Here is a 24990-nt window from a genome sequence, read left to right on the forward strand (position 1 = left end):
CAGATCGACGCCGATGCAGGTCCCGCCAGAGGCCATGACCGATCGAAAAGGAACGCTGACGCAATGCACGATTTCGAAAAACTGGGCGCGTTTTATGTAGGCAAACGCATAGACGAGGCAACCGGCAAGAGCGGCGACGAACTGGTGCTGTACGACTCCAGGGACCTGACAACTCACGCCGTGATCATCGGCATGACGGGCTCCGGTAAAACCGGGCTCGGTATCGGTTTGCTGGAAGAAGCCGCGCTCGATCACATTCCGGTGATTGCGATCGATCCGAAAGGCGATCTAGGCAACCTGATGCTTACTTTTCCGAATCTGGCCGCCGAAGATTTCCAGCCGTGGGTGAATGCCCGTCAGGCTACCGATCAGGGCCAGAGCACGGAAGAGTACGCCGCCGCGCAGGCCGCGCTGTGGAAAAAGGGCCTGTCAGGCTGGGGTCAGGACGGTGCGCGGATTCGCAAACTGCGGGCCAGCACGGACATCAACATCTATACCCCGGGCAGCCAGGCCGGTCGGCCGGTCTCCATACTAAAGTCGTTCGCAGCGCCGCAAGCCGGGTTGATGGCCGATGGCGATCTCTACCGCGAGCGGGTGCAGGCAACGGCCACTGGCATATTGTCCCTGATTGGCATCGACGCGGATCCGATCACCAGCCGCGAACATATCCTGATTGCGCTGATTCTTGATCACTACTGGCAACAGCACCGTGATCTCGATATCGCGGCGCTCATCGGCGCCATTCAGGTGCCGCCAGTCAGCAAGGTCGGGGTGCTTGACCTCGAATCGTTCTACCCGTCCAGGGACCGCTTTGAGTTAGCCATGCGGCTGAACAATCTGCTGGCAGCGCCGGGTTTCGAGGCCTGGATGGAAGGCGAGCCACTCAATGCCCAGAGCCTGCTGTACACGGCCGAGGGCAGACCACGCACGTCGATCATGTCCATCGCGCACCTCGATGAGGCCAGCCGCATGTTCTTCGTGACCATGCTGTTAAACGAGCTGATCGCATGGATGCGGGCCCAGCAAGGCACCTCGAGTTTGCGCGCCATTTTGTACATGGACGAAATTTTCGGTTACATGCCGCCGACCGCGAACCCGCCGTCCAAACGTTTGTTCCTGACGCTGTTGAAACAGGCGCGGGCCTACGGCGTCGGCCTCGTACTCGCGACCCAGAACCCGGTCGACCTCGACTACAAGGGTTTGTCGAATACCGGCACCTGGTTCATCGGCCGCCTGCAAACCGAGCGCGACAAGATGCGGGTAATGGAAGGCCTTGAAGGCGCAAGCCAGGGCGGTGCTTTCGACCGCGCGAAAATGGAACGCACGCTCGCGGGACTCGGCAAGCGCCGCTTCCTGTTACACAACGTGCATGAAGATGAAGACGTGGTTTTCGGCACTCGCTGGGCCATGTCCTATCTCGCCGGCCCACTGACGCGCGACCAGATCAAGACACTTATGCAGGATCGTGTACCGATCCCGCCCGCCGCAGCACCGGCGCAACGCGCCGCCGCTACCGTACGCGGAAGTGACGCACCCGTGCTGGCACCAGCCATCAAGCAATACTACGCACCGGCAAGCGGTAGCGGCATTGTCTACTACCCGCGCTTGCTGGGCGCGGCAGGCATCACGTTCAGTAACGCACGCTACAAGGTTGATGAACAGCGTGATGCGGTGCATACGCTGGAGCTCGAAGACGGCCCACTGGCCGTGGACTGGGACCTTTGCGAGTCGATGAGCATTAGCGCCGATACGTTGCAGAGCAACGGCGAGCCTGACAGTGGCTATGCCGATTGTCCTGCTTTGTTCGGTGCCCAGGGCAATTACCCGAAGTGGGAAAAGCTCTACAAACGCTGGGTACGGCAGAACGAAACCATCACGCTGTTCCGTAGCAAGAAGTTCAAACTGACCTCGAACGCGGACGAAACAGAAGGCGAGTTTCGCACCCGGTTGCAACAGCTGGCGAGCGAGGAGCGTGACAAAGCAATCGCCAAGCTGCGCAATCGCTACGCCAGCAAGACCACGATGCTGGAGAACCGGCTGTTGCGTGCACGTCAGGCCATTGATCGCGAATCCCAACAAGCGGGCAAGAAAAAGCTCGATACGGTGTTGTCGTTTGGTACCGCAATACTGGGCGCCGTACTCGGTCGCAAGAAACTGACCGCAAGTACGGCCAGCAAAGTCGGCACTGCCATTCGTTCAGCCAGTGGCGTCCGCAAAGAAGCAGGGGATGTCGCACGAGCGAAAGAAACTTTGCAAAAGGTGCAGGCTGATCTCGATGCATTGAACGAGGATTTGCAGCGCGAAATCGACGAGCTGGATACGAGCTTCAACGCGCAGGACGAACCACTCGAAGAGATTGTCGTACGGGCGAAGAGCACGGATGTGCACGTAGCTTTGTTCGGCCTTATCTGGCTACCGTATCGCGACGCTGGCGATGGTCGCTTGCAAAGCGCATGGACTGATTGAGGCCGCTTACTGTCCCAGACAAACGCCGGCGTAGGCCATCGTCTGCTTGGCGTTAAGGAGACGGCATTCATTGTCATACGTGTTGCCGTCCAGTCCGCAAACAGGCTGATAGACGTTTGGGCAGTTCAATCCCTGTGCTTCGCACAAACCGGCGTGCTGAATGCGTACACCAGCGCGTTCAGCCTGACAGGCATTGCCGTAGGTTCGATCGTCAGCCGCGCATACCGGCACGTACATGCGCGGGCAGGGCCGAACATTGCAAGCGCCTTCCGTGAAAACGGTAATGCCGGCGCCTTCAGCTTCGCAGGCATTCGCGTAGGTATTACCGTCGTCTCCGCAAACCGGCGCATAGACATCCGGGCAGTTGCCAGGCTCGCACAAGCCGCGCCGTTGCACCGGCACGCGGTCCTGCTCGGCTTCACAGCGATTGCGATAACTGCGTGCGTTCATACCGCACACCGGTTCGTAAATATTCGGGCAACCACTGTCGCTGCAAACGCCGAGGTTAGCGACATCGACGCCTGATTCATTCGCTTTGCACGCGTTGTTGTAAGTCACACCGTCCACACCACAGACCGGCGTGTATTCGTCGTCACACTCGCTTTCGGGCGTTTCGCAAAGACCCGTGAATGCGATATCGACACCGGACGCACCGGCGAAACAGGCATTGCTGTAGGTATTGCCGTCAACGCCGCAGACAGGGTCGAAATTATCACCGCATGCTTCCGCATCCGGGCACAAACCCTCGCTGGCAACGGCAATACCGGCGGCTTCGGCTACACATCGGTTGCCGTAAGTCTTGCCGTCAGCGCCGCAGACCGGCTCTACCTGGTCGGTACAGACAGGGTCCGAGTATTCGCTGCATTCGCCGAATCCAACGATGTCTACGCCAGCGGCGTTGGCGACACAGTCGTTGCTGTAGGTTTGACCATCGACACCGCAGACAGGGTCGTACTGCATCGTGCAAGCCGTATCGGGCCGTACCTGAGTGGTCGATTCCGCACGCTGCTGGGCGGCAACCGTCAACGACCCGGTTGCCCCAAGCGTGAGTATGAACAGGGCGGCTGGAACGAATTGCCTGAGCATAGCGACAGATGTCTTCATTGCGAGTGATTCAATAGCCTGACAGACGTTGATTAGAGCGGCAACAGGCGGACGGGTTCAATATCCGTTCGGCAACAACTCGCCGAGACTGACCAGGTCGATCCCCTGGGCAGCGAGTCCGGGCAGTGCCTGCTCCAGAAAATCGAGCGTTTCCGGATAGGGATGACCGATGGCGATCGCACTGCCGTGTTTCCGGGCCAGGCTCAGTAAGCGCTCGAACTCACGCGCCACACCCGCTGCCGATCGTTCGGCATCAAGGAACACATCCCGTCGTACGGCAGGTACACCGGCTTCCTGCGCCACTTGCATGGCCACGCTGCGATGCGTCGTATAACTATCAACAAAAAACAACCCGCCGCGGGCACGCAGCTCTTCCATCAGCCAGCTCATGTGCCCGGGGTGACGGGTCAGCAAACTGCCACGGTGATTGTTGACGCCGATCACGTGCGGTATCGACGCCAGGTTTGCGGCGAAGGTTGCGGCAAACTGTTGTCGCGTCATGTCCAGCAGTATGGCGCCGGGCTCCCGGTCGCCCGCATAATTCTGTGCCTGCAAGGGCAGGTGCAACAACACCTCTTTGCCATTTCTCGCTGCCAGTTCGGCCAGTTGTTTGCCGCGCGGAGTCGCGGGCAACACAGCGCACGCCACCGGCCCCGGCAACCTGACGACCCGCCGACCCGCTGCAAACTCGTAACCCAGGTCATCGATGATGACCGCCACGCGCGGCCGGGCATCAGCCGTGCCAGGCAAGGCCTTGTTGGCACCGGCAGCCAGTGGCAAGGACAGGAGCAAGAGCGAGAGGCTGATTGCCTTGAGTCGCCGAAAAGTTCGGGTCATGCGCTGCCTTGGCCGTTACGTATTGGCGCGAGTGTGCATGACGCGCTGATCGCGCAAGCGCTGTAACGCCTCGATAAGCTGTGTATCCGCCTCGCGATCAAGCTTGTCGGCGAGACTGTCGCCTGGATGACTGCCGCTACTTTCAATGTAGACGTCGGGGGCTATACCGGTTTCGTGGATCGAATCTCCGGAGGGTGTGTAGTAACGCGACGTGGTCAGCTTGATGGCGCGTCCGCGTGACAGTGGCATTACCGTCTGCACCAGTCCCTTGCCGAAGGTCGAGGTGCCGATAATCAGTGCGCGGTGGTGATCCTGCAAAGCGCCTGCAACGATCTCGGACGCGGACGCGGAGCCCGCGTTGACGAGCACTACCATGGGTGTGCCATCGAGCAGATCGCCGCGGTGTGCTTTGCGAATAAAGCGGGACTCCGGAGTACGGCCATCAGCGCTAACAATAATGCCGTCGTCCAGGAACAGATCGGAGACGTCCACCGCCGCTCCAAGGATTCCGCCGGGATTATTGCGCAGGTCGAGAATCAATCCTTTCAGAGTGCCGCCAACCTGATCCTGCACCTCGTCAACCATCGCGTCGATAGCCTCGCTCAGTTCCGCGGCTGTGCTGTCGGTAAACTGGCTGATTCGGGTATAGCCAATAGAGGAGTCGAGCAACTCGGAACGCACGCTGGCGACGTGAATGTCGTCACGGCGCATGTCGAACACCAGGACCTGATCATTAGGTTGCCGTTGCACAGTAATGCTGAGCCGACTGCCGGTACGCCCGCGCAACTGGCGCACGGTTTCGCGCAGGCCGTCTTCTGCAACAGTCGCACCATTGATCGCAATGATGACATCGCCGGCGCGAACGCCCGCTTTCTTGGCTGGCGAATCGTCAAAGGGCGCGACAACCAGTAACTGACCGTCGCGGCTGCTGACTTCCAGACCAACGCCGGCATAGTGACCGGTCGAGCTGATGCGTATGTCCTGATACTCGCGTGCGTCCAGGTACTGCGAGTGGATGTCGAGGTCGGCGACCATGCCGCGTATTGCGCTCTCGAGCAGCACCTCGTCATCGAGGGGTTCTACGTAGTCGCGTTTGACCCGCTCCATGACTTCCGCGAACAAGCGGGCCTGATCGAGCGTCGCGTCGCCGCTGTCATAGTGGTCACGCGCTTTCATGGCGGAGCCGCCCAGCGACAAACCAAAGCCCATCACCGTACCGATTACCAGCACCAGAATTACGCGAATTTTCAGAGACATACTGTTACCCAGAAGAATGCTCTTCGCGGGCTGTAACAAACCCGGAGCCGCAGAACGATAGCACAGCGGCGGCCTGTTTGGCGCGTCAACCGCCGCCCTGTGGCTGGCGCGTGACCCAGCCGCGTGGATTCACCGGTTCGGTCCCTTTGCGGATTTCAAAGTACAGCCCCGCCCGTTGCTGGCCGCCGGTATCCCCGACCGTGGCAATAACATCGCCGGGCGCCACCCAGTCACCGGCATTGGTCAGGATCGACTCGTTATACCCGTAAAGAGTCATGTAACCCTCGCCGTGGTCGACGATCACCAACAGACCGAGCCCGGCCAGCCAGTCGGCAAACACGACCCGGCCATGGTAAATCGTGCGAACTTCCCGGCCGTGCTGCGCGCCGAGCACGACACCGTTCCATTTGACGCCGCCACCGATGCGCGGCTGGCCGTAGTCGTGCAGCAACTGGCCGGCGACAGGCCAGGTCAACCGACCCTTCATGGCGCTGAACGGTTCCTCCGAGGTGATCGGGTAATCGGACAAGATGCTGGTCAGCTCGGCGATCAGTCTCGCCAGGTCCTTTTCCTGGGCAGCAAGGCGTTCGATCTCCGCACCTTCCTCGCTCATCCGCTGCTGCAGCGCTGCCAGCAAATCGCGGCGCTTTTCCTGCGCCGTGTTGAGCTCACCCAGCTCGGCGTAACGCGCCCGCGCCAGCCGTTCCAGACGACTTTCCTCGGCAGCGACCTCGTCGCGTACCTGCGCGGCCTCCGCCACGTGGGCATTCATTTCTTCAATGTTATCCGCACGGTAGTCACTCAGATAACGGTGGTATGCGAGCAAACGCCCCACCTCTGCCGGGTCCTGCTGATTCAGCAACAACTTTATTCGTTCCTGACCGCCGTTGACGTAGGCCGCCCGGACCTGCGCGGCGAGCTGCCCGGCCTCGAGATCCAGTTTAGTCTGCAGTTCCGCCAGGCGCTCTTCGAGCTTCAGCTTCTTGCGTTCACTGAAGTCCTTCTGTCGTTGCAGCTCTTTGAGCTGGAGGCGCGTCTCTGAAATGCTGACCTCCGAGGCCTGCAACTCGGCCGTCACCCGGTCGCGTTCAGCCGCACGCTCATCCATGCTTTTCTTGAGGCGACTGATACGCTCGCGTACCTCTTGCAACTCCTGCTCTTTGATCCGACTCAGGCCGTCGTTCTGGGCACGCAGCCCGTCGCCGGGCATGAGGCCCAGAACAACCAACAAAAGCAGTACGCGCAGGATTGGAGACATGGGCACGAAGTGTAGTGCCTATGGTGCTTGCGGCGGTAGTCAGGCGGGGGGCGGCTTACGGCAGCGGGGCTGCTATACTCGCCCTTTTCCACAACGCCGCCTGCCAGGCGGCGTTTGATCCTGTGAACCGACTCTGATGCAACAAGTACTTGAATTCGCGGCCAACCACAGCCTGCTGGCCGGTGGCGTCGTCCTTAGCTTTATCGTGCTGGTATTCAGCGAGCTCCAGCGCAAGGCCCGCGGTATTACGACAGTTGAACCGCAAGAAGCAGTCGGTCTGATCAATGCCGACGCGACCGTCATCGACCTGCGTAGCGCAGAGGCCTATGCCCGAGGCCATATCGTCAATGCGAAAAGCATGCCCTTCGACGAACTCACCGCGCACGAAGAAAAGCTCAAGAAAATGAGCGGCAAGGCGATAGTGGCTGTTTGCGACTCAGGCATGACCGCCAGCAAAGTGGTCGAGCGGCTGCGCAAATCCGGCATCGAGAACATCTATGGTGTTCGTGGCGGAATGAATGCCTGGATCGAAGCCAGCCTGCCCGTGGTCGGCGGCAAGAAGATCAAAAAGAAATAACGACAGCAAATGACGGTACAGCCAAAAGTGGTGATGTACAGCACAGCCATGTGCCCTTACTGCGTGGCTGCGCGCATGTTGCTCACCAAGAAGAAGATAGCGTTTGAAGATATCTCCGTTTCCAACGATGCCGGGTTGCGCAGCAAGATGGAGCAGCTGAGCGGTCGACGTACCGTACCGCAGATATTTATTGATGACAGGCCGGTTGGCGGCTTTGACGACATTTATGAGCTGGATCAGAAAGGCGAGCTGGACCGTATGCTGGGTCTGGCTGGTTAGTACGTTCCACCACCACACATTCAACCAAGAACTTACCGGGTAGCAGACATGGCCGAGCAGGAAGAACAGGATCGCCGCATTGGGATCAGCAAAATCTATATCAAGGACTTTTCGTTTGAATCGCCACGTGGGCCGGAAGTATTCACCTCCGGCGAATGGAGTCCGAAGACCAACCTGAATCTGCGTAGCGCCCACGCGCCAGCGCCTGGCGACATGCACGAAGTTATTCTCACGATTACCGTGGAAGCCAAGCACGACGACAAAACCCTGTTTTTGATCGAACTGCAACAGGCTGGCTTGTTTCAGATTGCGGGTTACAACGAACAGGAATTCGAAGCCATTGTTGGCAGCTTTTGCCCGGCAACGCTGTTCCCGTATGCCCGGGAATCCATCGCCAACATCGTCTCCAAGGGCGGCTTCCCGGAGTTCGTTTTGCAACCCATTAATTTCGACGTGCTTTACGCCGAAAGCCGCAAGCAGGCCGCGGCGCAGAAAGCTGCCAATCTCAGCGGGGAAGGGAGCCTGAACTGAACAGCAACGCGCCAGCGACTGACGTTCAATCGATAGCCGTCATCGGTGCCGGTTCCTGGGGCACCGCACTGGCGCTGCAGCTTGCACGGCGCGGCCATGAGGTGCGCTTGTGGGGCCGCGATCAACAACAAGTGGCAGCCATGGCGGCCGATGGTGAAAACCGTCGCTATCTGCCGGGCGCAAAATTTCCGGCCAAGCTCTCGGCAGTTAAAGACTTGCAGCACTGCCTGGACGACGCGGCCATCATCCTCGTTGCTGTCCCCAGCCACGGACTGCGCGAAACATTAACGCAGCTCAAGCCACGACTGCGGGACAACGTACGGCTTTGCTGGGCCACCAAAGGCTTCGAGCTTTCGACGGGCAAATTGCCTCACCAGGTTGCAGCCGAAGTGCTCGGCGATCAACGGCCTATGGCCGTGTTGTCGGGCCCGACGTTCGCCCGGGAAGTTGGCGACGGCCTGCCGACGGCGATGACCATCGCCGCCAATGACGAACAATTCGCCACCGACCTTGCCAACGCGCTTTCCGGCGATAACTTTCGCGCGTACACGTCCTCGGACATGATCGGCGTCGAGGTTGGCGGCGCCGTCAAGAACGTACTGGCCATAGGCGCGGGTATTTCTGACGGTCTCGGTTTTGGCGCCAATACCCGCATCGCGATGATCACGCGGGGGCTGGTGGAGATGACCCGGCTCGGCGTCGCCCTCGGCGCGCAAACCGAAACCTTCATGGGTCTGGCGGGCATGGGCGACCTCGTGCTTACCTGTACCGACAACCTGTCGCGCAATCGACGCATGGGACTGTTGCTGGCGGATGGACGCTCGATTGACGAGGCGCAACAGGAAATCCAGCAGGTCGTCGAAGGTGTGCTGGCGGCCAAGGCCGTGAAAGAAGTTGCCGACAAGCTGGGCGTGGAGATGCCTATCTGCCAGCAGGTCTACCGGATACTGTACGAAGGCGTATCGGCCAGCGAAGCCGTTGGCGCGTTAATGGGGCGCAGACTGAAACCTGAATAGCCGGCTCCTGGCGGCGTGCCACTATTCGCCGTGACCTGCAAAATCCAGCTGCCGCCAGGCTTCGTAAATCATGACCGCGGCAGCATTCGACAGGTTCAGACTGCGACTGCGCGCGCGCATCGGCAGACGCAGACGCTGTTCAGGCGGCAAGGCATCGAGCACCGCCTGGGGCAGACCGCGGGTCTCGGGCCCGAACAGAAACGCGTCATTGGCCGCGAACTGCGCCCTGGCGTACGGCATCTGGCTGCGAGTGCTGAGCGCAAATACTCTCGGCTCTCCGAGGGCGGCCAGGCAAGTGGCCAGATCCGGGTAGGTACGGATGTCCGCAAATTCACGGTAGTCCAGTCCCGCCCGGCGCAAGCGGGTGTCGTCAAGCGTGAAACCCAGCGGTTCGACCAGGTGCAGGGCGGTTCCCGTGTTCGCACAGAGGCGAATAATATTGCCCGTGTTTGGCGGAATTTCCGGTTGATAGAGAATCAGGTGGAACATGTTGCGTACAATACGGCATTCCTCAGTTTCTGGACGTACGAATTTCCGTGGTCGCTGTCGTGAGTAACACCCCTTCCATCGCCGTAGACTTTTGTGGACTGCGGCTCGATTCCCCCCTGGTACTGCTCTCCGGCTGCGTCGGCTTCGGCGAGGAATACACACGTATCAACGGCTTTTCCAACCGGGATGTCGGCGCCGTTGTGCTGAAGGGCACGACCCGCGAACCGAGGCTCGGCAATCCGCCGCACCGGGTTTACGAAACGCCCATGGGCATGCTGAATGCGATCGGCCTGCAAAACCCCGGCATGGACAGGGTGGTTGATGACATTCTGCCAACACTCGATTTCACCGAAACGCGCTTTATTGCCAACGTTTGCGGTTCAACGATTGACGACTATGCCGCGGTTACCGCGCGTTTCGACGACTCGCCGATAGATGCTATCGAGATCAACATTTCCTGCCCGAACATCAAGGAAGGTGGCGTGTCGTTCGGCAACTACCCTGATATGTCGGCTCGCGTCGTCGCGGCCTGCCGTGCGGCGACGAGCAAACCCATCATCGCCAAGCTGTCACCGAACCAGACTGACATACGCGAGAATGCGCGACTGTGCATAGAAGCCGGCGCAGACGGACTCGCGGTCATCAACACGGTGATGGGCATGGCGATAGACATAGAAAGCCGTACGCCGGTGATAGGCAATGTTCAGGGTGGCTTGTCCGGCCCGGCGATCAAACCCATTGCTTTGCTGAAGGTGCGCCAGGTTTATGAAGTAGCCGGGCCACTTGGCATTCCGATCATCGGCCAGGGTGGTATCACCAGCGTCAACGATGCCATCGAATTCATGATCGCTGGCGCGACCACCGTCGGCATTGGCACCGCGCTGTTCTACGATCCGCTGTTGTGTCGCCGGATGAACGACGGCATTGCCGATTACCTGGCGCGTCACGGGATGAGCACCTGTGCGGAACTAACGGGCTCGCTGCTCGCCTAGCATCGTGCCCCGCGGCGCGCTCGCGGTTAACAACAGGCTCGCTGCACGGGGACTGCGCGGCAGCGGTTAATCCAGTTGCAGTGATTTGATCTTGCGCGTTAGCGTGTTGCGCCCCCAACCCAGCAAGCGGGCGGCTTCCTGGCGGTGCCCGCCGGAGTGTGCCAGCGCGATTTCGATCAGGGTTTTTTCAAAGGCGGGCAGTGCGTCATCAAGCAATGGCTTCTTGTCTCGTGCAGCCAGCATGCCTTCGGCCCAGCCGCGTAACGCCTGTGTCCAGTCCGGACCGGATTCGGACAAACCGCCGAGTTCTTCCGGCAGATCTTCAGGCGTTATGACGTTGCCGGGTGCGGTCACCGTCAAGCGCCGGGCGGTATTGACCAGTTGCCGCACGTTGCCGGGCCAATCGTAGCCGCGCAGCAGTTGCAGGGCTTCCGCGTTCAGCGCTTTGGACGAAGCGCCCAACTCCTGGGCTGCCGTTTCCATGTAGTGGCTTAACAGCAAGGGAATGTCTTCACGCCGCTGCCGTAGCGGCGGGGTGTTGATTCGCATGACGTTCAGACGATGGTACAGGTCTTCGCGGAACTGACCCTTGCGCACCGCCTGTGCAAGATCTTTGTTGGTGGCCGCGATCACACGAACATCGACTTTGATTGAGGTCTGGCCACCTACTCGATAGAACTCGCTTTCGGCCAGTACCCGCAACAGCCGCGTTTGCAATGCCGCGGACATGTCGCCGATTTCGTCGAGGAACAAGGTGCCGCCATTGGCCTGTTCGAAACGGCCGACCCGGCGTGCATCGGCGCCGGTGAATGAGCCGCGTTCGTGGCCAAACAATTCGGACTCGAGCAATTCCGAGGCAATTGCCGATGTATTCAGGGCCACGAATTCTCGGTCGGCGCGCGGGCTGTGCTCGTGCAATGCGCGCGCTACCAGTTCCTTACCGGTACCCGATTCGCCAGTGATCAACACCGTCATGCTTGAGCCGGCCAGGCGACCAATGGAACGAAACACTTCCTGCATGGCCGGGGCCTGACCAATCAGCGAGGGAATGCTGCGCTGATCCTGCGGCAATTCATCACCGCCGCCGCCGGTATGTCGGGCGGCCTTGCGTATCAGCGCAACGGCTTCGTCGATGTCGAACGGTTTGGGCAAGTACTCAAAAGCGCCACCGCGATAAGCGGCAACAGCGTTGTCCAGATCGGAATGCGCGGTCATGACGATAACCGGCAGGTTCGGGTGCTGTTCGGTAAGCCTGGCCAACAAGTGCAAGCCATCCATGCCCGGCATGCGGACATCGGTTACCAACACGTCGGGAACGTCGCTGGCAATCGCATCCAGCAAGTGCTCCGCTCGTTCGAAACTTGTGCAATCAATGCCCGCAGCGCGCAGGGCCTTATCGAGCACCCAGCGAACAGACTGATCGTCGTCAACGATCCACACTCTCAGGCCAGTATCAGTCATGCGCACCTCCTGTCTGCTCGCTCAACGGTAAGCGCACAAAGAAAATGGTGCGGCCAGGTCGCGATTCGAACTCGATCAAGCCACCGTGACGACTGACGAGTTCCTGTGCGGTTGGCAGGCCTAGCCCCGTGCCTTCTGCCCGACTGGTAACCAGCGGATAGAAAATGGACTCTTGCAGGTCCGCCGGGATACCGGGGCCATCGTCTTCGATTTCTATACTGGCTATCGTCGCGTGGCGCAGGTCGCCAATGGTGAAATTGGTACTGGCGCGGGTCCTTAGTATCAATGTGCCCTGGTTATTCAGGGAGATGCACGCGTTGCGCACCAGGTTGAGCAAAGCCTGCACGATCTGATCCCGATCCAGGGCGATCGAGGGCAAACCCGGGTCGTAGTCCCGGATAAGGGTCAGGCGGCCGTCCAGTTCAGGCTCAACCAGACGCACGACGTACTCGATGAGCTCATGAATGTTGGCCGGCTGTTTATTCGGTGGGCCACCGGGACCGAGCAAGGTATTGACCAGGGTGACGAGACGGTCAGCTTCGGAAATGATGACGTCGGTGTATTCGCGGAGGTTCTCGCTGTGGAGTTCGCGTGCCAGCAATTGCGCCGCACCACGCAAACCGCCCAGTGGGTTCTTAATTTCATGCGCCAGCTGGCGGACCATCTGGCGACCGGCACCGTGTTGAATCATCAGTGCGTTTTCCCGGGTGATGCGCATGCGGCGGGTGACGTCGGTCATCTCGACCAGCAAATACGAGCGCGCCTGTTGCGCGACGGGGGTTACCCGGCATTCGACCATGCGATTGGCGGCATGGACTTCGGTTGGCGCCAGCAACAGTTCGTGTGCGTAGGTCTGGCTGGTGGCAAGGCTGTTGGCGAGCACCCGTTTAAGGGTTTCATCTTCATCGACCAGGGGCAGCAACGGCGCGGAGATCGCCCGAATGCGGCTGATGCCGAGGAGGTTTTCTGCAGCGGGATTAAGTGCCGTGATCAGAAGATTACTGTCGAGGACGACGACAGCTGTCTCCAGATTTTCGAAGATATCGTTGGCCGGTAAGGGGGTCATAGGCGTTCGCCGCCCCCGAGCGCCGGTTTGGTGCGTCAGGGTCTCTGTATGGAAGTTTGTTGTACGTAAAACCGCATCGGCTGGCTGCGAATGAGCGTCTTGCCGGTTTCGTCGAGAACTTCCGCCTGCAGATTGTGCTCGCCCCGCCAGACTTCCTCCAGCTGGAAGTTCAGTGAACGAATTTCCCGGGGTTCGCCGTCGAAGTACAACCGTAGGCGATGTCCTGGCTGCAACGCGGGTTGCAGTGCCAGGCTGACATTCAGTACCCCGCCGATGTTCCACAGGGTTTCCTCGGCAACCGGAGCGGTGACGGAAAGAGCGGTGTAAGAGACGGTCTCCGGAGTTTTACTCGCAGGGGCCGTTGCTGCAGCTGCCGCCGATCGCGGCTCCGTTGATCGCTGCCGCGTGGCAGGAACAGGGTTGCTGCTGGAGCGTTTCGGCAGAGTGACGAGTTCAGCGCCTGGGACGGGTTGGTCGCTGTAATGGACAACCCCGTCTTCGTCGACCCATTTGTACACCTGCGCATGCGCAGCCGCGGCGCATAGCAGCAGGGCCGTGAGCATGATGATGCGTTTGTACATGGGGTTAGCATAGCAGTGTGCGGTCGCGGGTGACCAGAGGCGCGGGCGGCATTATGTTGCCCGCGCCCCTGGCTGGCCGTGTTCAGAGGCTGTAGTACATGTCGAATTCAACCGGGTGCGTGGTCATGCGCAAGCGGGTGACGTTTTCCTGCTTCAGGCCGATGTAAGCATCGATCAGGTCGTCGTCGAAAACGTCGCCGGCTTTCAGGAACGCGCGATCCTGATCCAGTGCGATCAATGCCTCTTCCAGTGAGAAAGCAACGTGCTGCAGTTCTTTCTCTTCTTCCGGCGGCAAGTCGTAGAGATCCTTGTCCATGGCATCGCCCGGGTGAATCTTGTTCTGGATTCCGTCCAACCCGGCCATCATGAGCGCAGAGAAGGCGAGGTAGGGGTTGGCCATCGAATCGGGGAAGCGAACTTCGATGCGTCGTGCTTTCGGGTTGGTAACGTACGGAATACGAATAGACGCGGAACGATTGCGTGCGGAGTACGCGAGAATCGTCGGCGCTTCGAAGCCCGGCACAAGACGCTTGTAACTGTTGGTGGCCGGGTTGGTAAATGCGTTGAGTGCCTTGGCGTGTTTGATAATGCCGCCAATGTAGTACAACGCAGTATCTGAGAGGCCACCGTAGCCGTCACCGGTGAACAGGTTCTTGCCATCTTTGAACAATGACATGTGCACGTGCATGCCGCTGCCATTGTCGTTGACGAGCGGTTTCGGCATGAAGGTGGCGGTCTTGCCATAGGCGTGCGCTACGTTGTGTACCACGTACTTCAGAACCTGCACTTCGTCGGCTTTCTTGATAAGGGTCGCGAATTTCGCGCCGATTTCGCACTGGCCGGCGGTTGCGACTTCGTGGTGATGCACTTCCGTCTCCACGCCCATTTCTTCGAGGGCCAGGCACATGGCCGAACGGATGTCGTGCAGGGAATCGACCGGGGGTACCGGGAAATAACCGCCTTTGACGGTCGGTCGGTGTCCCGTGTTGCCCTCGACATTGGTTTTGCCGGAGTTCCAGGCGCCTTCGGTGGAGTCGATGGAATAAAACGCGCCTTCCATGGAATCACCCCAGCGAACATCGTCGAACACAAAGAATTCATTCTCGGGTCCGAAGTAGGCTTCATCGGCAACGCCGGTGGATTTCAGGTAAGCCTCGGCGCGACGCGACAACGAACGCGGGCAACGGCTGTAGCCCTGCATGGTGTTCGGTTCGATCACGTCGCAACGCAGATTCAGGGTCGTTTCTTCGGCGAAGACATCGACTACTGCGCTGGCGGGGTCGGGCATCAGGATCATGTCCGATTCGTTGATGCCCTTCCAGCCGGAGATGGAGGAGCCATCGAACATTTTGCCGTCTTCGAAGATGTCCTCGTCCACGGTGTGCGTAGGCACGGTCACGTGCTGCTCTTTGCCCTTGGTATCGGTAAAACGAATATCGACGAATTTGACGTCGTGTTCCTTGATCAGGGCCAGCACCTCTGCAGGGGTCATTATGGGTATCCTCCGGAATGTCGAAACGAGTTTGCGTCGGTGACGCGGTATGTTCCATCACAGTGCAGAAAGCGTGCCAGCTGTGATGGTTTTGTAACTGATTGATTTAAAGCTGGAAATGCGGGGCCAGCCCCCAGGCCGTCGCACCAAGTCGGTGCACGGCACAAACACGGTGCACCAAATCAGTGCTAAAAGCGAGGGCCTGCGTCACTTTGGCGCTGGTGTGCAGCAAGCCCAGCAAGCACGCGGTGTCCGTTGCCGGCAGAGCGCATGCGGCACGGGATTTCGCGGGTTATACTTCGCCGCCCGAATTTCTGGCCATAACCGTACCCGATGACTAAAAACTCCACGCCTGACTTTTGCAGCTTTCAGGAGCTGATCCTCCGCTTGCAGCATTTCTGGGCGGAGCGCGGCTGCCTCGTCGCTCAGCCCTACGACATGGCCATGGGCGCGGGCACGTTTCACCCCTCGACGTTTTTGCGCGCCATCGGCCCGGAGCCCTGGAGCTCGGCCTATGTGCAACCGTGCCGTCGACCGACCGACGGCCGTTACGGGGACAATCCGTTTCGCTTGCAGCATTACTATCAGTACCAGGTCGTGATCAAACCGTCGCCGGACGACATCCAGGCGATGTACCTCGATTCCTTGCGTGCCATCGGCATCGATACCTCGGTGCACGACATTCGTTTTGTTGAGGACAATTGGGAGTCACCCACTTTGGGCGCTTGGGGCCTGGGTTGGGAAGTTTGGCTGAACGGCATGGAGGTCACCCAGTTCACCTATTTTCAGCAAGTTGGTGGTCTCGAGTGCAAACCCGTCACCGGGGAAATTACCTACGGCCTGGAACGGCTGGCGATGTACCTGCAGAGTGTAGAAAGCATTTTTGACATCGTCTGGACCGATGGCCCGTTAGGCCGGATCAACTACGGCGACGTATACCATCAGAACGAAGTGGAACAATCACGTTATAACTTCGAACACGCCGACATCAGCGCGTTGTTCGCTGCATTCGATCACGCGGAAAGCGAAGCGCAACGGCTGATTTCGCTGGGTCTGGCGTTGCCGGCCTACGAACAGATGCTCAGCGCATCACACACCTTCAATTTGCTGGATGCTCGGCAGGCGATCTCGGTCAGCGAGCGCCAGCGCTTTATCCTGCGGGTGCGCAACATGTCGCGGGCAATCGCGGAAGCCTATTTTGCCAGCCGGGAGGCGCTGGGCTTTCCCATGGTCGCAAGCGTCGCGGCTAACGCAGGAGCGCCATCACGATGAGCGCAACGCCAACCGCGGATTTTCTGGTAGAACTTGGCACCGAGGAACTACCACCGACCGCCCTGAAAACACTGATGCTTGCTTTTGCCGCGGGACTGGAAGCGCAGCTCGACGAAACACACCTTGCGCACGGTGAGGTAACGGCCTATGCGAGTCCGCGCCGGCTCGCCGTTAAGGTAGATGCGCTGGCACTGGCGCAACAGGACCAGCAAGTCGAACAGAAAGGCCCGCCGGTCCGGATCGCGTTTGCCGAGGATGGCACACCGACCCAGGCGGCCACGGCCTTCGCTGAAAAATGCGGAGTCCCGGTCAGCGAACTGTCGCGCGAAGCAACGCCGAAAGGCGAGTGGCTGGTGTATCGGGGTATCGAACCGGGCCGCGGCGCAGCCGAACTGCTGCCGCAGTGCGTGCAGCGCGCTCTCGATGGTCTGCCGATTCCCCGCCGGATGCGCTGGGGTGCTGGAACGGCGGAATTTGTCCGGCCGGTGCATTGGCTGGTCATGCTGCACGGCAAAGCGGTTGTTCCGGCCGAAATACTGGGCGTCCAGGCAGGGCGGGTTTCGGCGGCGCACCGCTTTATGGGGGACGCGGCGATCGAGCTCAACAGTCCGGACGATTACCCTGCGAGGTTACAGACCGACGGTCACGTTATCGCGGACTTCGGCGAACGCCGGCGACAGATAGTCGCTGCGGTGACAGACGCGGCCAGCGCGGCGGGCGGCACGGCGGTCGCCAGTGATGAACTGCTGGATGAAGTAACGGCACTGACGGAATGGCCTGTCGCCGTAACCGGTGGCTTCGCAGAGTCTTTTCTGGCCTTGCCGAAAGAGGTCATCGTTTCCACGCTGACGGGCCATCAACGGTATTTTCCAGTGGCAGATAAAGACGGCAAGTTGCTGCCTGTCTTTATCACGCTGGCAAATATTGCCAGTAGTGAACCGGAGAAAGTCCGCGACGGCAATGAACGAGTGATTCGGCCAAGGCTGGCGGATGCCGCCTTTTTCTGGGAAGCCGATCGCAAATCCTCGCTGGAAGCAAGGTGCGCAGCCCTCGAGAATGTCGTTTATCAGCAAGGGTTGGGCACACTTGCCGAACGCAGTGAACGGGTATCGGCTCTCGCCGGCCGGGTAGCGGAGCAAATGGGCAGCGACGTGGCGGCAACCACGCGCGCCGGGTTACTGGCGAAGTGCGATTTGGTCAGCGGTATGGTCGGTGAGTTTCCTGAACTGCAAGGCACGATGGGCCGCTATTATGCGCTGGCGGATGATGAGCCGCTCGCGGTTGCGGACGCCATAGCCGAACACTACCTGCCGCGTTTTGCTGGCGATGACTTGCCTGCGTCCGATAGCGGGCGGGCACTGGCGATTGCCGACAAACTGGATACCTTGTGCGGGATTTTCGGCAGCGGCAAGAAACCCTCGGGTAACCGTGACCCGTTTGGCCTGCGCCGGGCCGCGCTCGGCATCGTCAGGATCATTGTCGAACTGAAACTTGAGATTGATTTGCCGGTATTGATTGCTGCCAGCCTGGAACTGCAGCCGGTGCCTGGAGAGCCCGCGGTGGCCGATGAAGTTTACGATTTCATTGTTGATCGATTGCGCGGCTGGTATGCGGAGCAAGGCCTTTACGGTGGCGAGATGTTTGAAGCGGTTCGCTGGCAACGTTTGCCCTCGCTGGCAGATGTTGATGCCCGATTGCAGGCGGTGGCGGGTTTCGTGGCGAATCCCGCTGCCGAAAGCCTTGCGGCAGCGAACAAGCGAATTGCCAACATACTTCGCAAAGCAGACTTTAGCGGCGCGAGCGCGCCGGATCCCACATTGTTCAGTGAGGCCGCGGAGCGCGAGTTGTTCGAGTCCTTGCAGACCGCGCGGAAGTCGGTTGCGGACCTGCTGGCTGCCCGTCGCTATGCGGATGTGCTCGGACGTCTCGCTGAGTTGCGAGCACCTGTGGATCGGTTTTTTGACGACGTGATGGTGATGGCGGACGACCAACAGGTACGGGACAACCGCCTGAGGTTGCTGGCCGGGCTGCGCGCACAATTTCTGGATGTCGCCGATATTTCCAGGTTGTCCGTGGCGAAAGGCTGAGTCGTGAAGCCCCGGCTCGTAATTCTCGATCGTGACGGGGTCATCAATCGTGACTCCTCGGCATTCGTCAAATCAGCCGCAGAATGGCAACCGTTGCCCGGCAGTTTGGAGGCCATTGGGATTCTCACCCGGGCTAACATTCCGGTGGCGATCGCCAGCAATCAATCGGGCATTGGGCGGGGGCTGTTCACGCGGAAAGCTCTGTATGCCATGCATCGTAAAATGCGCCGACTCGCGCGCGAGCATGGCGGTGAAATTGATCGCATACTTTATTGTCCTCATCGTCCTGACGAAGGGTGTTCCTGCCGCAAGCCGGCACCGGCGATGATTACCAAGTTGCTGGCCTTGTACGGCGTTGCCGGACAAGATGTTTTGGTGGTTGGAGACTCGGTTCGTGACCTTGATGCGGCGGTATCGGCCGGTGCGCGGCCGGTATTGGTACTGACCGGGAATGGCTTGCGATCAGTTGACGAATTGCGTGAGCGAAATGCAACGGTGGAGACCTTCGACGATCTGTTAGCGTTTGCGAACAGCGTGACGGCGGCAGCTTAACAAGGATTGGTCTTGCAACTCATACGCTCGTTGATATTTCAGGTCTGGTTTTTTGCGACGGCGGTTTTCTTTGCCGCACTGGTCGTATTGTGCGCGCCATTCAGCTACGCAACCCGGTTTTCAATTGCTCGCGGCTGGGGTCACGCGATGCTCTGGGGCGGACGTTTTTTTTGCGGTCTCGATTACGTAATCGAAGGTAAGGAAAATATTCCATCGAATGCGAGCGTGATCATGATCAAACATTCCACGGTGTTTGAAACTTACGCGCAGCTGATTACCTTCCCGCCACAAACCTGGGTACTGAAGCGTGAGCTGCAGTGGATTCCAATTTTCGGTTGGGGTCTTGCGTTGATGAAACCGATAGCGATCAATCGCAGCGCCGGGCGACGCGCGGTGACACAGGTTATTGAGCTCGGCAAGAAACGACTGGCCAGCGGTATTTGGGTGTCCATATTTCCCGAAGGGACCCGGGTCGCTGCCGGAGAAAAGAAAAAATTTGGCGTCAGCGGTGCCGCGCTGGCTGTGGAAGCGGGCTGCCTCATTGTTCCGGTTGCACACAATGCCGGTGAGTTTTGGCCACGCCGTGGTTTGACCAAGAAGCCCGGCCTCATTCGGTTTTGCATAGGGCCGGCGATTGATCCTGCCGGGCTTACGCCCAAGGAAGCGAACGAACTCGTGCGGGAATGGATCGAAAACAAAATGGCCGAGATCAGCCAGTTGCATGACTGAGCCCGGCCATTGACGGGATAGCTAAACGTCGAGGTTGGAAACCGTCAGTGCGTTCTTTTCTATGAAGTCGCGACGCGGCTCGACCTGGTCACCCATCAGGGTGGTGAACACTTCGTCGGCCTTGATTGCGTCTTCAATCTTCACTTGCAACAAACGGCGGGTTTCGGGGTTGACCGTTGTATCCCACAGCTGTTCGGGATTCATTTCACCGAGACCTTTGTAGCGCTGGATGGACTGGCCTTTGCGGGCTTCTGCCATCAGCCACTCAACGGCTTCTCCAAATTTACTGATCGGCAGCTTCTTGTCGCCGCGTGCCACGTATGCGTCCGGCCCCAACAAGCCGCGAAGCTTGTCGGTCAAAGCCATGATGTGGCGGTATTCACTGGTGTCGAAAAACTCTCGCGGCAGGTAGCGGGTAGTGCCGATACCGTGCTGGACACGAAGTATCGCAATACGTTCGCCTTCGCCGTCAGCATCGCCTTTCTCGAGGGACGCGGTATAGGTAATGGTTTTGCCATTGCCGGCGCGGCCACTGTCAGCCTTCGGCAGAGCTTCAGACAATTGCCCGGTCCAGACTTCAAGATCAGTCAGGGTGTCTGATTCGAGCGTATTGCGTTGGACCGTGTCCATTTTCGCAATAGTTCGGAGGACGGCTTCGTCGTAGCGGTTGGACAGTCTCTCGATCATTCGTTCGACAGCGATGTACTCGTTGGCCAGTGATTCGAGTGCCGGGCCGGACAGTGCGGGCGCATCGGCGGTAACGTGGACCAATGCATTGTCGAGTGCGGCGTTCAGCAGGTGAGAGGTCAGTTCAGCATCGTCCTTTACGTAAACTTCCTGCTTGCCTTTCTTTATTTTGTACAGCGGCGGCTGGGCGATGTAGATATGCCCGCGTTCGATCAATTCGCGCATTTGCCGATAGAAGAAGGTCAACAGCAAGGTGCGGATATGGGAGCCGTCGACGTCGGCGTCAGTCATGATGATAACGCGGTGGTAACGAAGCTTGTCCGGGTCGAAGTCGGTACGGCCAATGCCGCAACCCAATGCGGTAATCAACGTGCCCACTTCCGCAGACTGCAGCATTTTGTCGAAACGGGCTTTTTCGACATTAAGAATTTTGCCCTTCAATGGCAGGATCGCCTGAGTCCGTCTGTCTCGGCCTTGTTTCGCCGAGCCGCCAGCAGAATCACCCTCCACCAGGAACAGTTCTGACAGGGCGGGGTCTTTTTCCTGGCAATCGGCCAGTTTGCCGGGCAGACCGGCGATGTCGAGTGCGCCTTTACGGCGGGTCATCTCGCGGGCCTTGCGGGCTGCTTCCCGGGCACGCGCCGCGTCAATGATCTTGCCGACGATTGCTTTGGCTTCCTGCGGGTTTTCGAGCAGGAAATCTTCGAGGCGTTCTGCCATTGCCGATTCGACAATGCCTTTAATTTCGGATGAAACCAATTTGTCCTTGGTCTGGGAGGAGAACTTGGGATCCGGCACCTTCACTGAAAGCACGGCCGTCAGTCCTTCCCTTGCATCATCACCGCTGGGCGTGAACTTGTCTTTGGGCCCCGTCATTTCCCGTTCGATATAGCCGTTAAGGGTGCGGGTCAAGGCGCTGCGGAAACCGGCCAGGTGCGTGCCGCCGTCACGCTGCGGAATGTTGTTGGTGTAGCAGAACATATTCTCCTGGTAGGTGTCGTTCCACTGCAGCGCCACTTCGACACCAACGTGGTCCCGCTCCAGGACGAAGTGAAAGACGGACGGGTGGATGGTTTCCTTGTTTCTGTTCAGGTGCTCTACGAAAGCCCGGATGCCACCTTCGTACTGGAAGGTGTCACGCCGGTCGTTGCGTTCATCGATAAGCTCGATACGAACCCCGGAATTCAGGAACGACAATTCACGCAAGCGTTTGGCGAGGATATCGTAGTGAAATTCAATATTGGAAAAGGTCTGGGCGCTGGGCTTGAACCGAAGGGTCGTTCCGGTTTTGGCGCTTTCACCGATCACTGCCAAAGGTGCGACAGGCTCACCCCCGCGGTATTCCTGCTGGTGGACCTTGCCATTGCGATGAATCGTGAGTACCAGGTGCTCGGACAGGGCATTGACCACGGATACCCCAACGCCGTGCAAACCACCGGAAACCTTGTAGGAGTTATCGTCGAATTTACCGCCGGCGTGCAGCACGGTCATGATGACTTCGGCGGCAGAACGACCCTCTTCAGGGTGGATGTCGACAGGAACACCGCGGCCGTCATCGGTCACCGTGACCGATTCATCCGCGTGGATACTCACCGTGATGACGTTGCAATGGCCGGCGAGGGCTTCGTCGATAGAGTTATCAACTACCTCGAAAACCATGTGGTGCAAACCGGTGCCGTCGTCCGTATCGCCGATGTACATACCCGGCCGTTTTCTGACGGCTTCAAGGCCTTTCAAGACCTTGATGTTACTGGAGGTGTATCCGATGTCCTCTGCCATTACCTGTCCTCAAAAAGCTAGCCGGGTATTGTACCAGTTTGGCAGCGGACCGGGGCTCTCTATTGAGGTCTTGCGGGAGCATTTGAGCGTGAATCCGCCGGGCGCAGGCTAGGGCGCAATGTCGGCAGTAACCCGCCCTTGTTCCACGTGGAACAAGCTATAGTCGTGAGGCAGAGGGACAGCCTCTTCGCTGAGAGCGGTAGCAATCACCTGGCCCTCCAATGACTGCACGGCCGACATCAGCTTCTGTAACGAATCCCGGTCCAGCTCGGCCGCCGGATCGTCCAGCAACAACAAGGGAGCCTGACCCAGCGCAGCACTGGTGACCCGAAGCGAGCCCAGCACCATGGCACAGGCCAGCAATTTTTGCTGACCACGCGAGACCAACCTTTTGGCCAGACGATCATCCACCCTTAAACGCAAATCACCCCGGTGCGGCCCAGCGTTCGTCGTTCCGGACGCCATGTCCCGCCCGCGACCGCTACGCAGCTGATCCGCGAGGTCGGTGTCTTCGTTCCACCCCTGGCTGTACTCGAACCTGGCCCCTGTGCCGAGCAGGGCGCTGGCTTCCACCTCCAGCACCCCGATCGCGGTAGCCAACACCCGTTTTCTGTAATCGTGCAGGACCATCGCCGTTTCCACGAATTCCCGATCCCAGCTGTCCAACGAAGCCCCACCGTTCTTCAATACAGCGTTTCTCTGCTTTAAAGCCCGACGGAACCGCCGCCACACATCCAGATAACCACGTTCCACGTGGAACGTCATCCAGTCAATGAAGCGCCGACGTTGGTCCGGGGAGCCCCCAACCAGCTCATGCACATCCGGGTCAATGACCTGCAGCGGCAGCGAACTCGCCAGAGAAGCCGTCCCGCCATGCCGATCGCCGTTCACGCTGATTTCCAGTCCGGACTTGCCGTTTCTGACCCCCAACCGATCCACACGCTCGCCGCAAGACACCACACCCCGAAGGAGAAACTCTGCCTCGCCGTACCGAAGCAGATCCCGTGTGCCGGCACCACGAAACGAGCGCCCGCGGCCAAGGTAAGCGATAGCCTCCAGCAGGCTCGTCTTGCCAGACGCATTAGCGCCTACTACCAAGGAAAATTGTGGGTGCAGCTGGATATCAACCGCACCCAGGCACCGGAAGTCGGTGCACGAAAACTTCAGCAGCGGCAAGAGACCGCTCGCGGACTAGAGGCGCATCGGCATAACAACAAAGCGGGTATCGTCAGAATCCGGCTCCCGCAACAGACAACTGGAATTACTGTCCTGAACAGAAAACGTGACCTGGTCTGCCTCGATCGCACCCAAGGCGTCCAACAGGTAATTAACGTTGAAGCCAATCTCAATGTCGGCACCACTGTAAGCGACTTCGATTTCTTCTTCCGCCTCTTCCTGTTCCGGGTTATGCGCCTGAATCATTACACCACTGTCGCGAATAACCAGCCGAATACCCCGGTATTTTTCATTCGAAAGAATCGCCGTCCTTTGCAACGCGTTCCGCAGCAAGAGCCTGTCCGCGGACAGCTGATTACTCGTATCCTGCGGAATAACCCGCTCATACTCCGGGAACTTGCCGTCAATCAATTTCGACGTAAACCGTATGCCGTCCAGCTGTACCCGGATATGGTTGCTGCCAAACTCCAGCGCCACAGCGCCTTCGCCACTCAACAAGCGTTGCAGCTCCAGAACGCCCTTGCGCGGCACTATCACTTGTTGTTCGCTCAGCTTCGCTCCAATGACTTCTTGCTGGCAAAGTGCCAGCCGGTGCCCGTCCGTCGCGACTGCCCGCAAGAACTTGTCGCCCGTTTCCAGCAACAAACCGTTCAGGTAATACCGCACGTCCTGTTGTGCCATCGAGAAATGAGTCTTCTCCAGCAACCGCACCAAAATACTTTGAGGCACCTCGACCGTCTGCGAGGAGTTAATGTCCTCAACCGTCGGGAACTCCGCCGCCGGCAACGTCGTTAAGGAAAACTTGCTGCGCCCGGAACGAATCGACAACTTCTCTCCGCTCTGACTGATCGATACATTCGCCTTGTCCGGCAGGGCCCGACAGATATCCAACAGCTTCCGACCCGGTACCGTCACTTCGCCCGCGGTATCGACCTCCACATCGGCGCTCGCCACCAACTCAACTTCCAGGTCCGTCGCCGTAACCGCCAACTGTCCGTTTTTAGCCACCAGCAAAACGTTTGCCAGAATAGGCATGGTCTGCCTGCGTTCAACAACACCAATAACTGCCTGCAACGGTTTCAGCAGAGTCTCGCGAGTCGCGCTTAACTTCATGAATGCCACCTGTTAATAAATATTGAATATAAATCTATATTTACTATTATTAAGCAGACCAAGTCCTGTGGATAACTTATTAATAGTATTTTAAATCAACGACTTGCGTGCGTTTTTCATCACTCTAACCCGGTGAGCGAAATGCTTCGGGCTTGTGGTTTAGCTGTGGATAACAAACAGCGCAAAAGT

At 58.9% G+C, this 24990-nt stretch carries 22 protein-coding genes; 10 read left to right on the forward strand and 12 right to left on the reverse strand.

Annotation, left to right across the window (positions count from 1 at the left end; translation table 11 throughout):
* Positions 1-63 precede the first annotated feature (63 nt).
* Positions 64-2466 carry an ATP-binding protein gene (locus BA177_RS18125; protein ID WP_068618588.1) on the forward strand — a complete coding sequence of 801 codons (2403 nt, stop codon included), beginning with the start codon at positions 64-66 and terminating at the stop codon, positions 2464-2466.
* A gap of 6 nt (positions 2467-2472) precedes the next feature.
* On the opposite strand, the gene BA177_RS18130 is transcribed toward BA177_RS18125, so the two are convergent.
* The 4 genes from BA177_RS18130 to BA177_RS18145 all read right to left on the reverse strand — a co-directional run bounded on the left by BA177_RS18130 (position 2473) and on the right by BA177_RS18145 (position 6922).
* Positions 2473-3570: a Kazal-type serine protease inhibitor domain-containing protein gene (locus BA177_RS18130; protein WP_082990250.1), complete on the reverse strand. Its 1098-nt coding sequence runs from the start codon at positions 3568-3570 to the stop codon at positions 2473-2475.
* A 57-nt stretch (positions 3571-3627) separates the two neighbouring features.
* Complete coding sequence (locus BA177_RS18135; protein WP_068618594.1) at positions 3628-4407, reverse strand: divergent polysaccharide deacetylase family protein; 780 nt, start codon at positions 4405-4407, stop codon at positions 3628-3630.
* 15 nt (positions 4408-4422) lie between these two features.
* Positions 4423-5664 (reverse strand): S41 family peptidase, encoded by a 1242-nt coding sequence (locus tag BA177_RS18140; RefSeq protein WP_068618597.1) that lies wholly within the window; start codon positions 5662-5664, stop codon positions 4423-4425.
* A gap of 85 nt (positions 5665-5749) precedes the next feature.
* Positions 5750-6922, reverse strand: coding sequence for a murein hydrolase activator EnvC family protein (locus BA177_RS18145; protein ID WP_068618599.1), 1173 nt, complete (start codon positions 6920-6922; stop codon positions 5750-5752).
* Between the two features lie 136 nt (positions 6923-7058).
* Here BA177_RS18145 and BA177_RS18150 point away from each other — a divergent pair, with 136 nt between their 5' ends.
* From BA177_RS18150 to BA177_RS18165, 4 genes are read left to right on the forward strand one after another with little or no spacing between them, the layout of a single operon-like run.
* Positions 7059-7499 (forward strand): rhodanese-like domain-containing protein, encoded by a 441-nt coding sequence (locus BA177_RS18150; RefSeq protein WP_068618601.1) that lies wholly within the window; start codon positions 7059-7061, stop codon positions 7497-7499.
* Positions 7500-7508: 9 nt separating this feature from the next.
* The gene (grxC, locus tag BA177_RS18155) at positions 7509-7778 is read left to right on the forward strand and encodes a glutaredoxin 3 (RefSeq protein ID WP_068618603.1); all 270 of its coding nucleotides are present in this window, start codon (positions 7509-7511) and stop codon (positions 7776-7778) included.
* 48 nt (positions 7779-7826) lie between these two features.
* Entirely contained in the window at positions 7827-8309 is a 483-nt protein-coding gene (secB, locus tag BA177_RS18160; RefSeq protein ID WP_068618606.1) for a protein-export chaperone SecB, read from the forward strand.
* Positions 8306-9325: an NAD(P)H-dependent glycerol-3-phosphate dehydrogenase gene (locus BA177_RS18165; RefSeq protein ID WP_068618608.1), complete on the forward strand. Its 1020-nt coding sequence runs from the start codon at positions 8306-8308 to the stop codon at positions 9323-9325. Before secB ends, BA177_RS18165 begins: the two co-directional genes overlap by 4 nt.
* Positions 9326-9346: 21 nt before the next feature.
* On the opposite strand, the gene BA177_RS18170 is transcribed toward BA177_RS18165, so the two are convergent.
* A complete protein-coding gene (locus BA177_RS18170; protein ID WP_068618609.1) occupies positions 9347-9814 on the reverse strand; it encodes a tRNA (cytidine(34)-2'-O)-methyltransferase in 468 nt (155 codons plus the stop codon).
* 59 nt (positions 9815-9873) lie between these two features.
* Between BA177_RS18170 and BA177_RS18175 the strand changes: the two genes are divergently transcribed.
* The gene (locus BA177_RS18175) at positions 9874-10806 is read left to right on the forward strand and encodes a dihydroorotate dehydrogenase (RefSeq protein WP_068619663.1); all 933 of its coding nucleotides are present in this window, start codon (positions 9874-9876) and stop codon (positions 10804-10806) included.
* 66 nt (positions 10807-10872) lie between these two features.
* Here the strand turns inward: BA177_RS18175 and ntrC are convergent, their stop codons facing one another.
* The 4 genes from ntrC to glnA form a co-directional block, all read right to left on the reverse strand.
* Positions 10873-12267 carry a nitrogen regulation protein NR(I) gene (gene ntrC, locus BA177_RS18180; RefSeq protein WP_068618612.1) on the reverse strand — a complete coding sequence of 465 codons (1395 nt, stop codon included), beginning with the start codon at positions 12265-12267 and terminating at the stop codon, positions 10873-10875.
* Complete coding sequence (glnL, locus tag BA177_RS18185) at positions 12260-13333, reverse strand: nitrogen regulation protein NR(II) (RefSeq protein ID WP_068618614.1); 1074 nt, start codon at positions 13331-13333, stop codon at positions 12260-12262. The genes ntrC and glnL overlap by 8 nt, the downstream gene beginning before the upstream one ends.
* 35 nt (positions 13334-13368) lie before the next feature.
* Positions 13369-13914, reverse strand: a complete 546-nt coding sequence (locus BA177_RS18190; RefSeq protein ID WP_068618616.1) for a DUF4124 domain-containing protein — start codon at positions 13912-13914, stop codon at positions 13369-13371.
* Positions 13915-13996: 82 nt separating this feature from the next.
* A complete protein-coding gene (glnA, locus tag BA177_RS18195) occupies positions 13997-15406 on the reverse strand; it encodes a glutamate--ammonia ligase (protein ID WP_068618618.1) in 1410 nt (469 codons plus the stop codon).
* A 333-nt stretch (positions 15407-15739) separates the two neighbouring features.
* Between glnA and glyQ the strand changes: the two genes are divergently transcribed.
* Genes glyQ through BA177_RS18215 form a run of 4 tightly spaced genes read left to right on the forward strand, consistent with a single transcriptional unit; the run spans position 15740 to position 20046 of the window.
* A complete protein-coding gene (gene glyQ, locus BA177_RS18200; protein WP_068618620.1) occupies positions 15740-16678 on the forward strand; it encodes a glycine--tRNA ligase subunit alpha in 939 nt (312 codons plus the stop codon).
* Positions 16675-18765, forward strand: a complete 2091-nt coding sequence (gene glyS, locus BA177_RS18205; protein WP_068618622.1) for a glycine--tRNA ligase subunit beta — start codon at positions 16675-16677, stop codon at positions 18763-18765. Before glyQ ends, glyS begins: the two co-directional genes overlap by 4 nt.
* Positions 18766-18768: 3 nt before the next feature.
* The gene (gmhB, locus tag BA177_RS18210; protein ID WP_068618624.1) at positions 18769-19317 is read left to right on the forward strand and encodes a D-glycero-beta-D-manno-heptose 1,7-bisphosphate 7-phosphatase; all 549 of its coding nucleotides are present in this window, start codon (positions 18769-18771) and stop codon (positions 19315-19317) included.
* A 12-nt stretch (positions 19318-19329) separates the two neighbouring features.
* Positions 19330-20046: a lysophospholipid acyltransferase family protein gene (locus BA177_RS18215; protein WP_068619665.1), complete on the forward strand. Its 717-nt coding sequence runs from the start codon at positions 19330-19332 to the stop codon at positions 20044-20046.
* 21 nt (positions 20047-20067) lie between these two features.
* Here the strand turns inward: BA177_RS18215 and gyrB are convergent, their stop codons facing one another.
* The 3 genes from gyrB to dnaN all read right to left on the reverse strand — a co-directional run bounded on the left by gyrB (position 20068) and on the right by dnaN (position 24801).
* Entirely contained in the window at positions 20068-22512 is a 2445-nt protein-coding gene (gene gyrB, locus BA177_RS18220) for a DNA topoisomerase (ATP-hydrolyzing) subunit B (protein WP_068618627.1), read from the reverse strand.
* A gap of 108 nt (positions 22513-22620) precedes the next feature.
* The gene (gene recF, locus BA177_RS18225; protein ID WP_068618629.1) at positions 22621-23688 is read right to left on the reverse strand and encodes a DNA replication/repair protein RecF; all 1068 of its coding nucleotides are present in this window, start codon (positions 23686-23688) and stop codon (positions 22621-22623) included.
* Between the two features lie 15 nt (positions 23689-23703).
* Positions 23704-24801, reverse strand: a complete 1098-nt coding sequence (dnaN, locus tag BA177_RS18230) for a DNA polymerase III subunit beta (RefSeq protein ID WP_068618631.1) — start codon at positions 24799-24801, stop codon at positions 23704-23706.
* Positions 24802-24990 lie beyond the last annotated feature (189 nt).

Source organism: Woeseia oceani (genome assembly GCF_001677435.1).
GTDB classification, from domain to species: Bacteria; Pseudomonadota; Gammaproteobacteria; order Steroidobacterales; family Woeseiaceae; genus Woeseia; species Woeseia oceani.

What these genes read in the sequence shown, in the direction of transcription:
- BA177_RS18125 (WP_068618588.1), top strand. Translation starts at nt 64, where the DNA reads ATGCACGATTTCGAAAAACTGGGCGCGTTTTATGTAGGCAAACGCATA.
- BA177_RS18130 (WP_082990250.1), bottom strand. Translation starts at nt 3,570, where the DNA reads ATGAAGACATCTGTCGCTATGCTCAGGCAATTCGTTCCAGCCGCCCTG.
- BA177_RS18135 (WP_068618594.1), bottom strand. Translation starts at nt 4,407, where the DNA reads ATGACCCGAACTTTTCGGCGACTCAAGGCAATCAGCCTCTCGCTCTTG.
- BA177_RS18140 (WP_068618597.1), bottom strand. Translation starts at nt 5,664, where the DNA reads ATGTCTCTGAAAATTCGCGTAATTCTGGTGCTGGTAATCGGTACGGTG.
- BA177_RS18145 (WP_068618599.1), bottom strand. Translation starts at nt 6,922, where the DNA reads ATGTCTCCAATCCTGCGCGTACTGCTTTTGTTGGTTGTTCTGGGCCTC.
- BA177_RS18150 (WP_068618601.1), top strand. Translation starts at nt 7,059, where the DNA reads ATGCAACAAGTACTTGAATTCGCGGCCAACCACAGCCTGCTGGCCGGT.
- grxC (WP_068618603.1), top strand. Translation starts at nt 7,509, where the DNA reads ATGACGGTACAGCCAAAAGTGGTGATGTACAGCACAGCCATGTGCCCT.
- secB (WP_068618606.1), top strand. Translation starts at nt 7,827, where the DNA reads ATGGCCGAGCAGGAAGAACAGGATCGCCGCATTGGGATCAGCAAAATC.
- BA177_RS18170 (WP_068618609.1), bottom strand. Translation starts at nt 9,814, where the DNA reads ATGTTCCACCTGATTCTCTATCAACCGGAAATTCCGCCAAACACGGGC.
- ntrC (WP_068618612.1), bottom strand. Translation starts at nt 12,267, where the DNA reads ATGACTGATACTGGCCTGAGAGTGTGGATCGTTGACGACGATCAGTCT.
- glnL (WP_068618614.1), bottom strand. Translation starts at nt 13,333, where the DNA reads ATGACCCCCTTACCGGCCAACGATATCTTCGAAAATCTGGAGACAGCT.
- BA177_RS18190 (WP_068618616.1), bottom strand. Translation starts at nt 13,914, where the DNA reads ATGTACAAACGCATCATCATGCTCACGGCCCTGCTGCTATGCGCCGCG.
- glnA (WP_068618618.1), bottom strand. Translation starts at nt 15,406, where the DNA reads ATGACCCCTGCAGAGGTGCTGGCCCTGATCAAGGAACACGACGTCAAA.
- glyQ (WP_068618620.1), top strand. Translation starts at nt 15,740, where the DNA reads ATGACTAAAAACTCCACGCCTGACTTTTGCAGCTTTCAGGAGCTGATC.
- glyS (WP_068618622.1), top strand. Translation starts at nt 16,675, where the DNA reads ATGAGCGCAACGCCAACCGCGGATTTTCTGGTAGAACTTGGCACCGAG.
- gyrB (WP_068618627.1), bottom strand. Translation starts at nt 22,512, where the DNA reads ATGGCAGAGGACATCGGATACACCTCCAGTAACATCAAGGTCTTGAAA.
- dnaN (WP_068618631.1), bottom strand. Translation starts at nt 24,801, where the DNA reads ATGAAGTTAAGCGCGACTCGCGAGACTCTGCTGAAACCGTTGCAGGCA.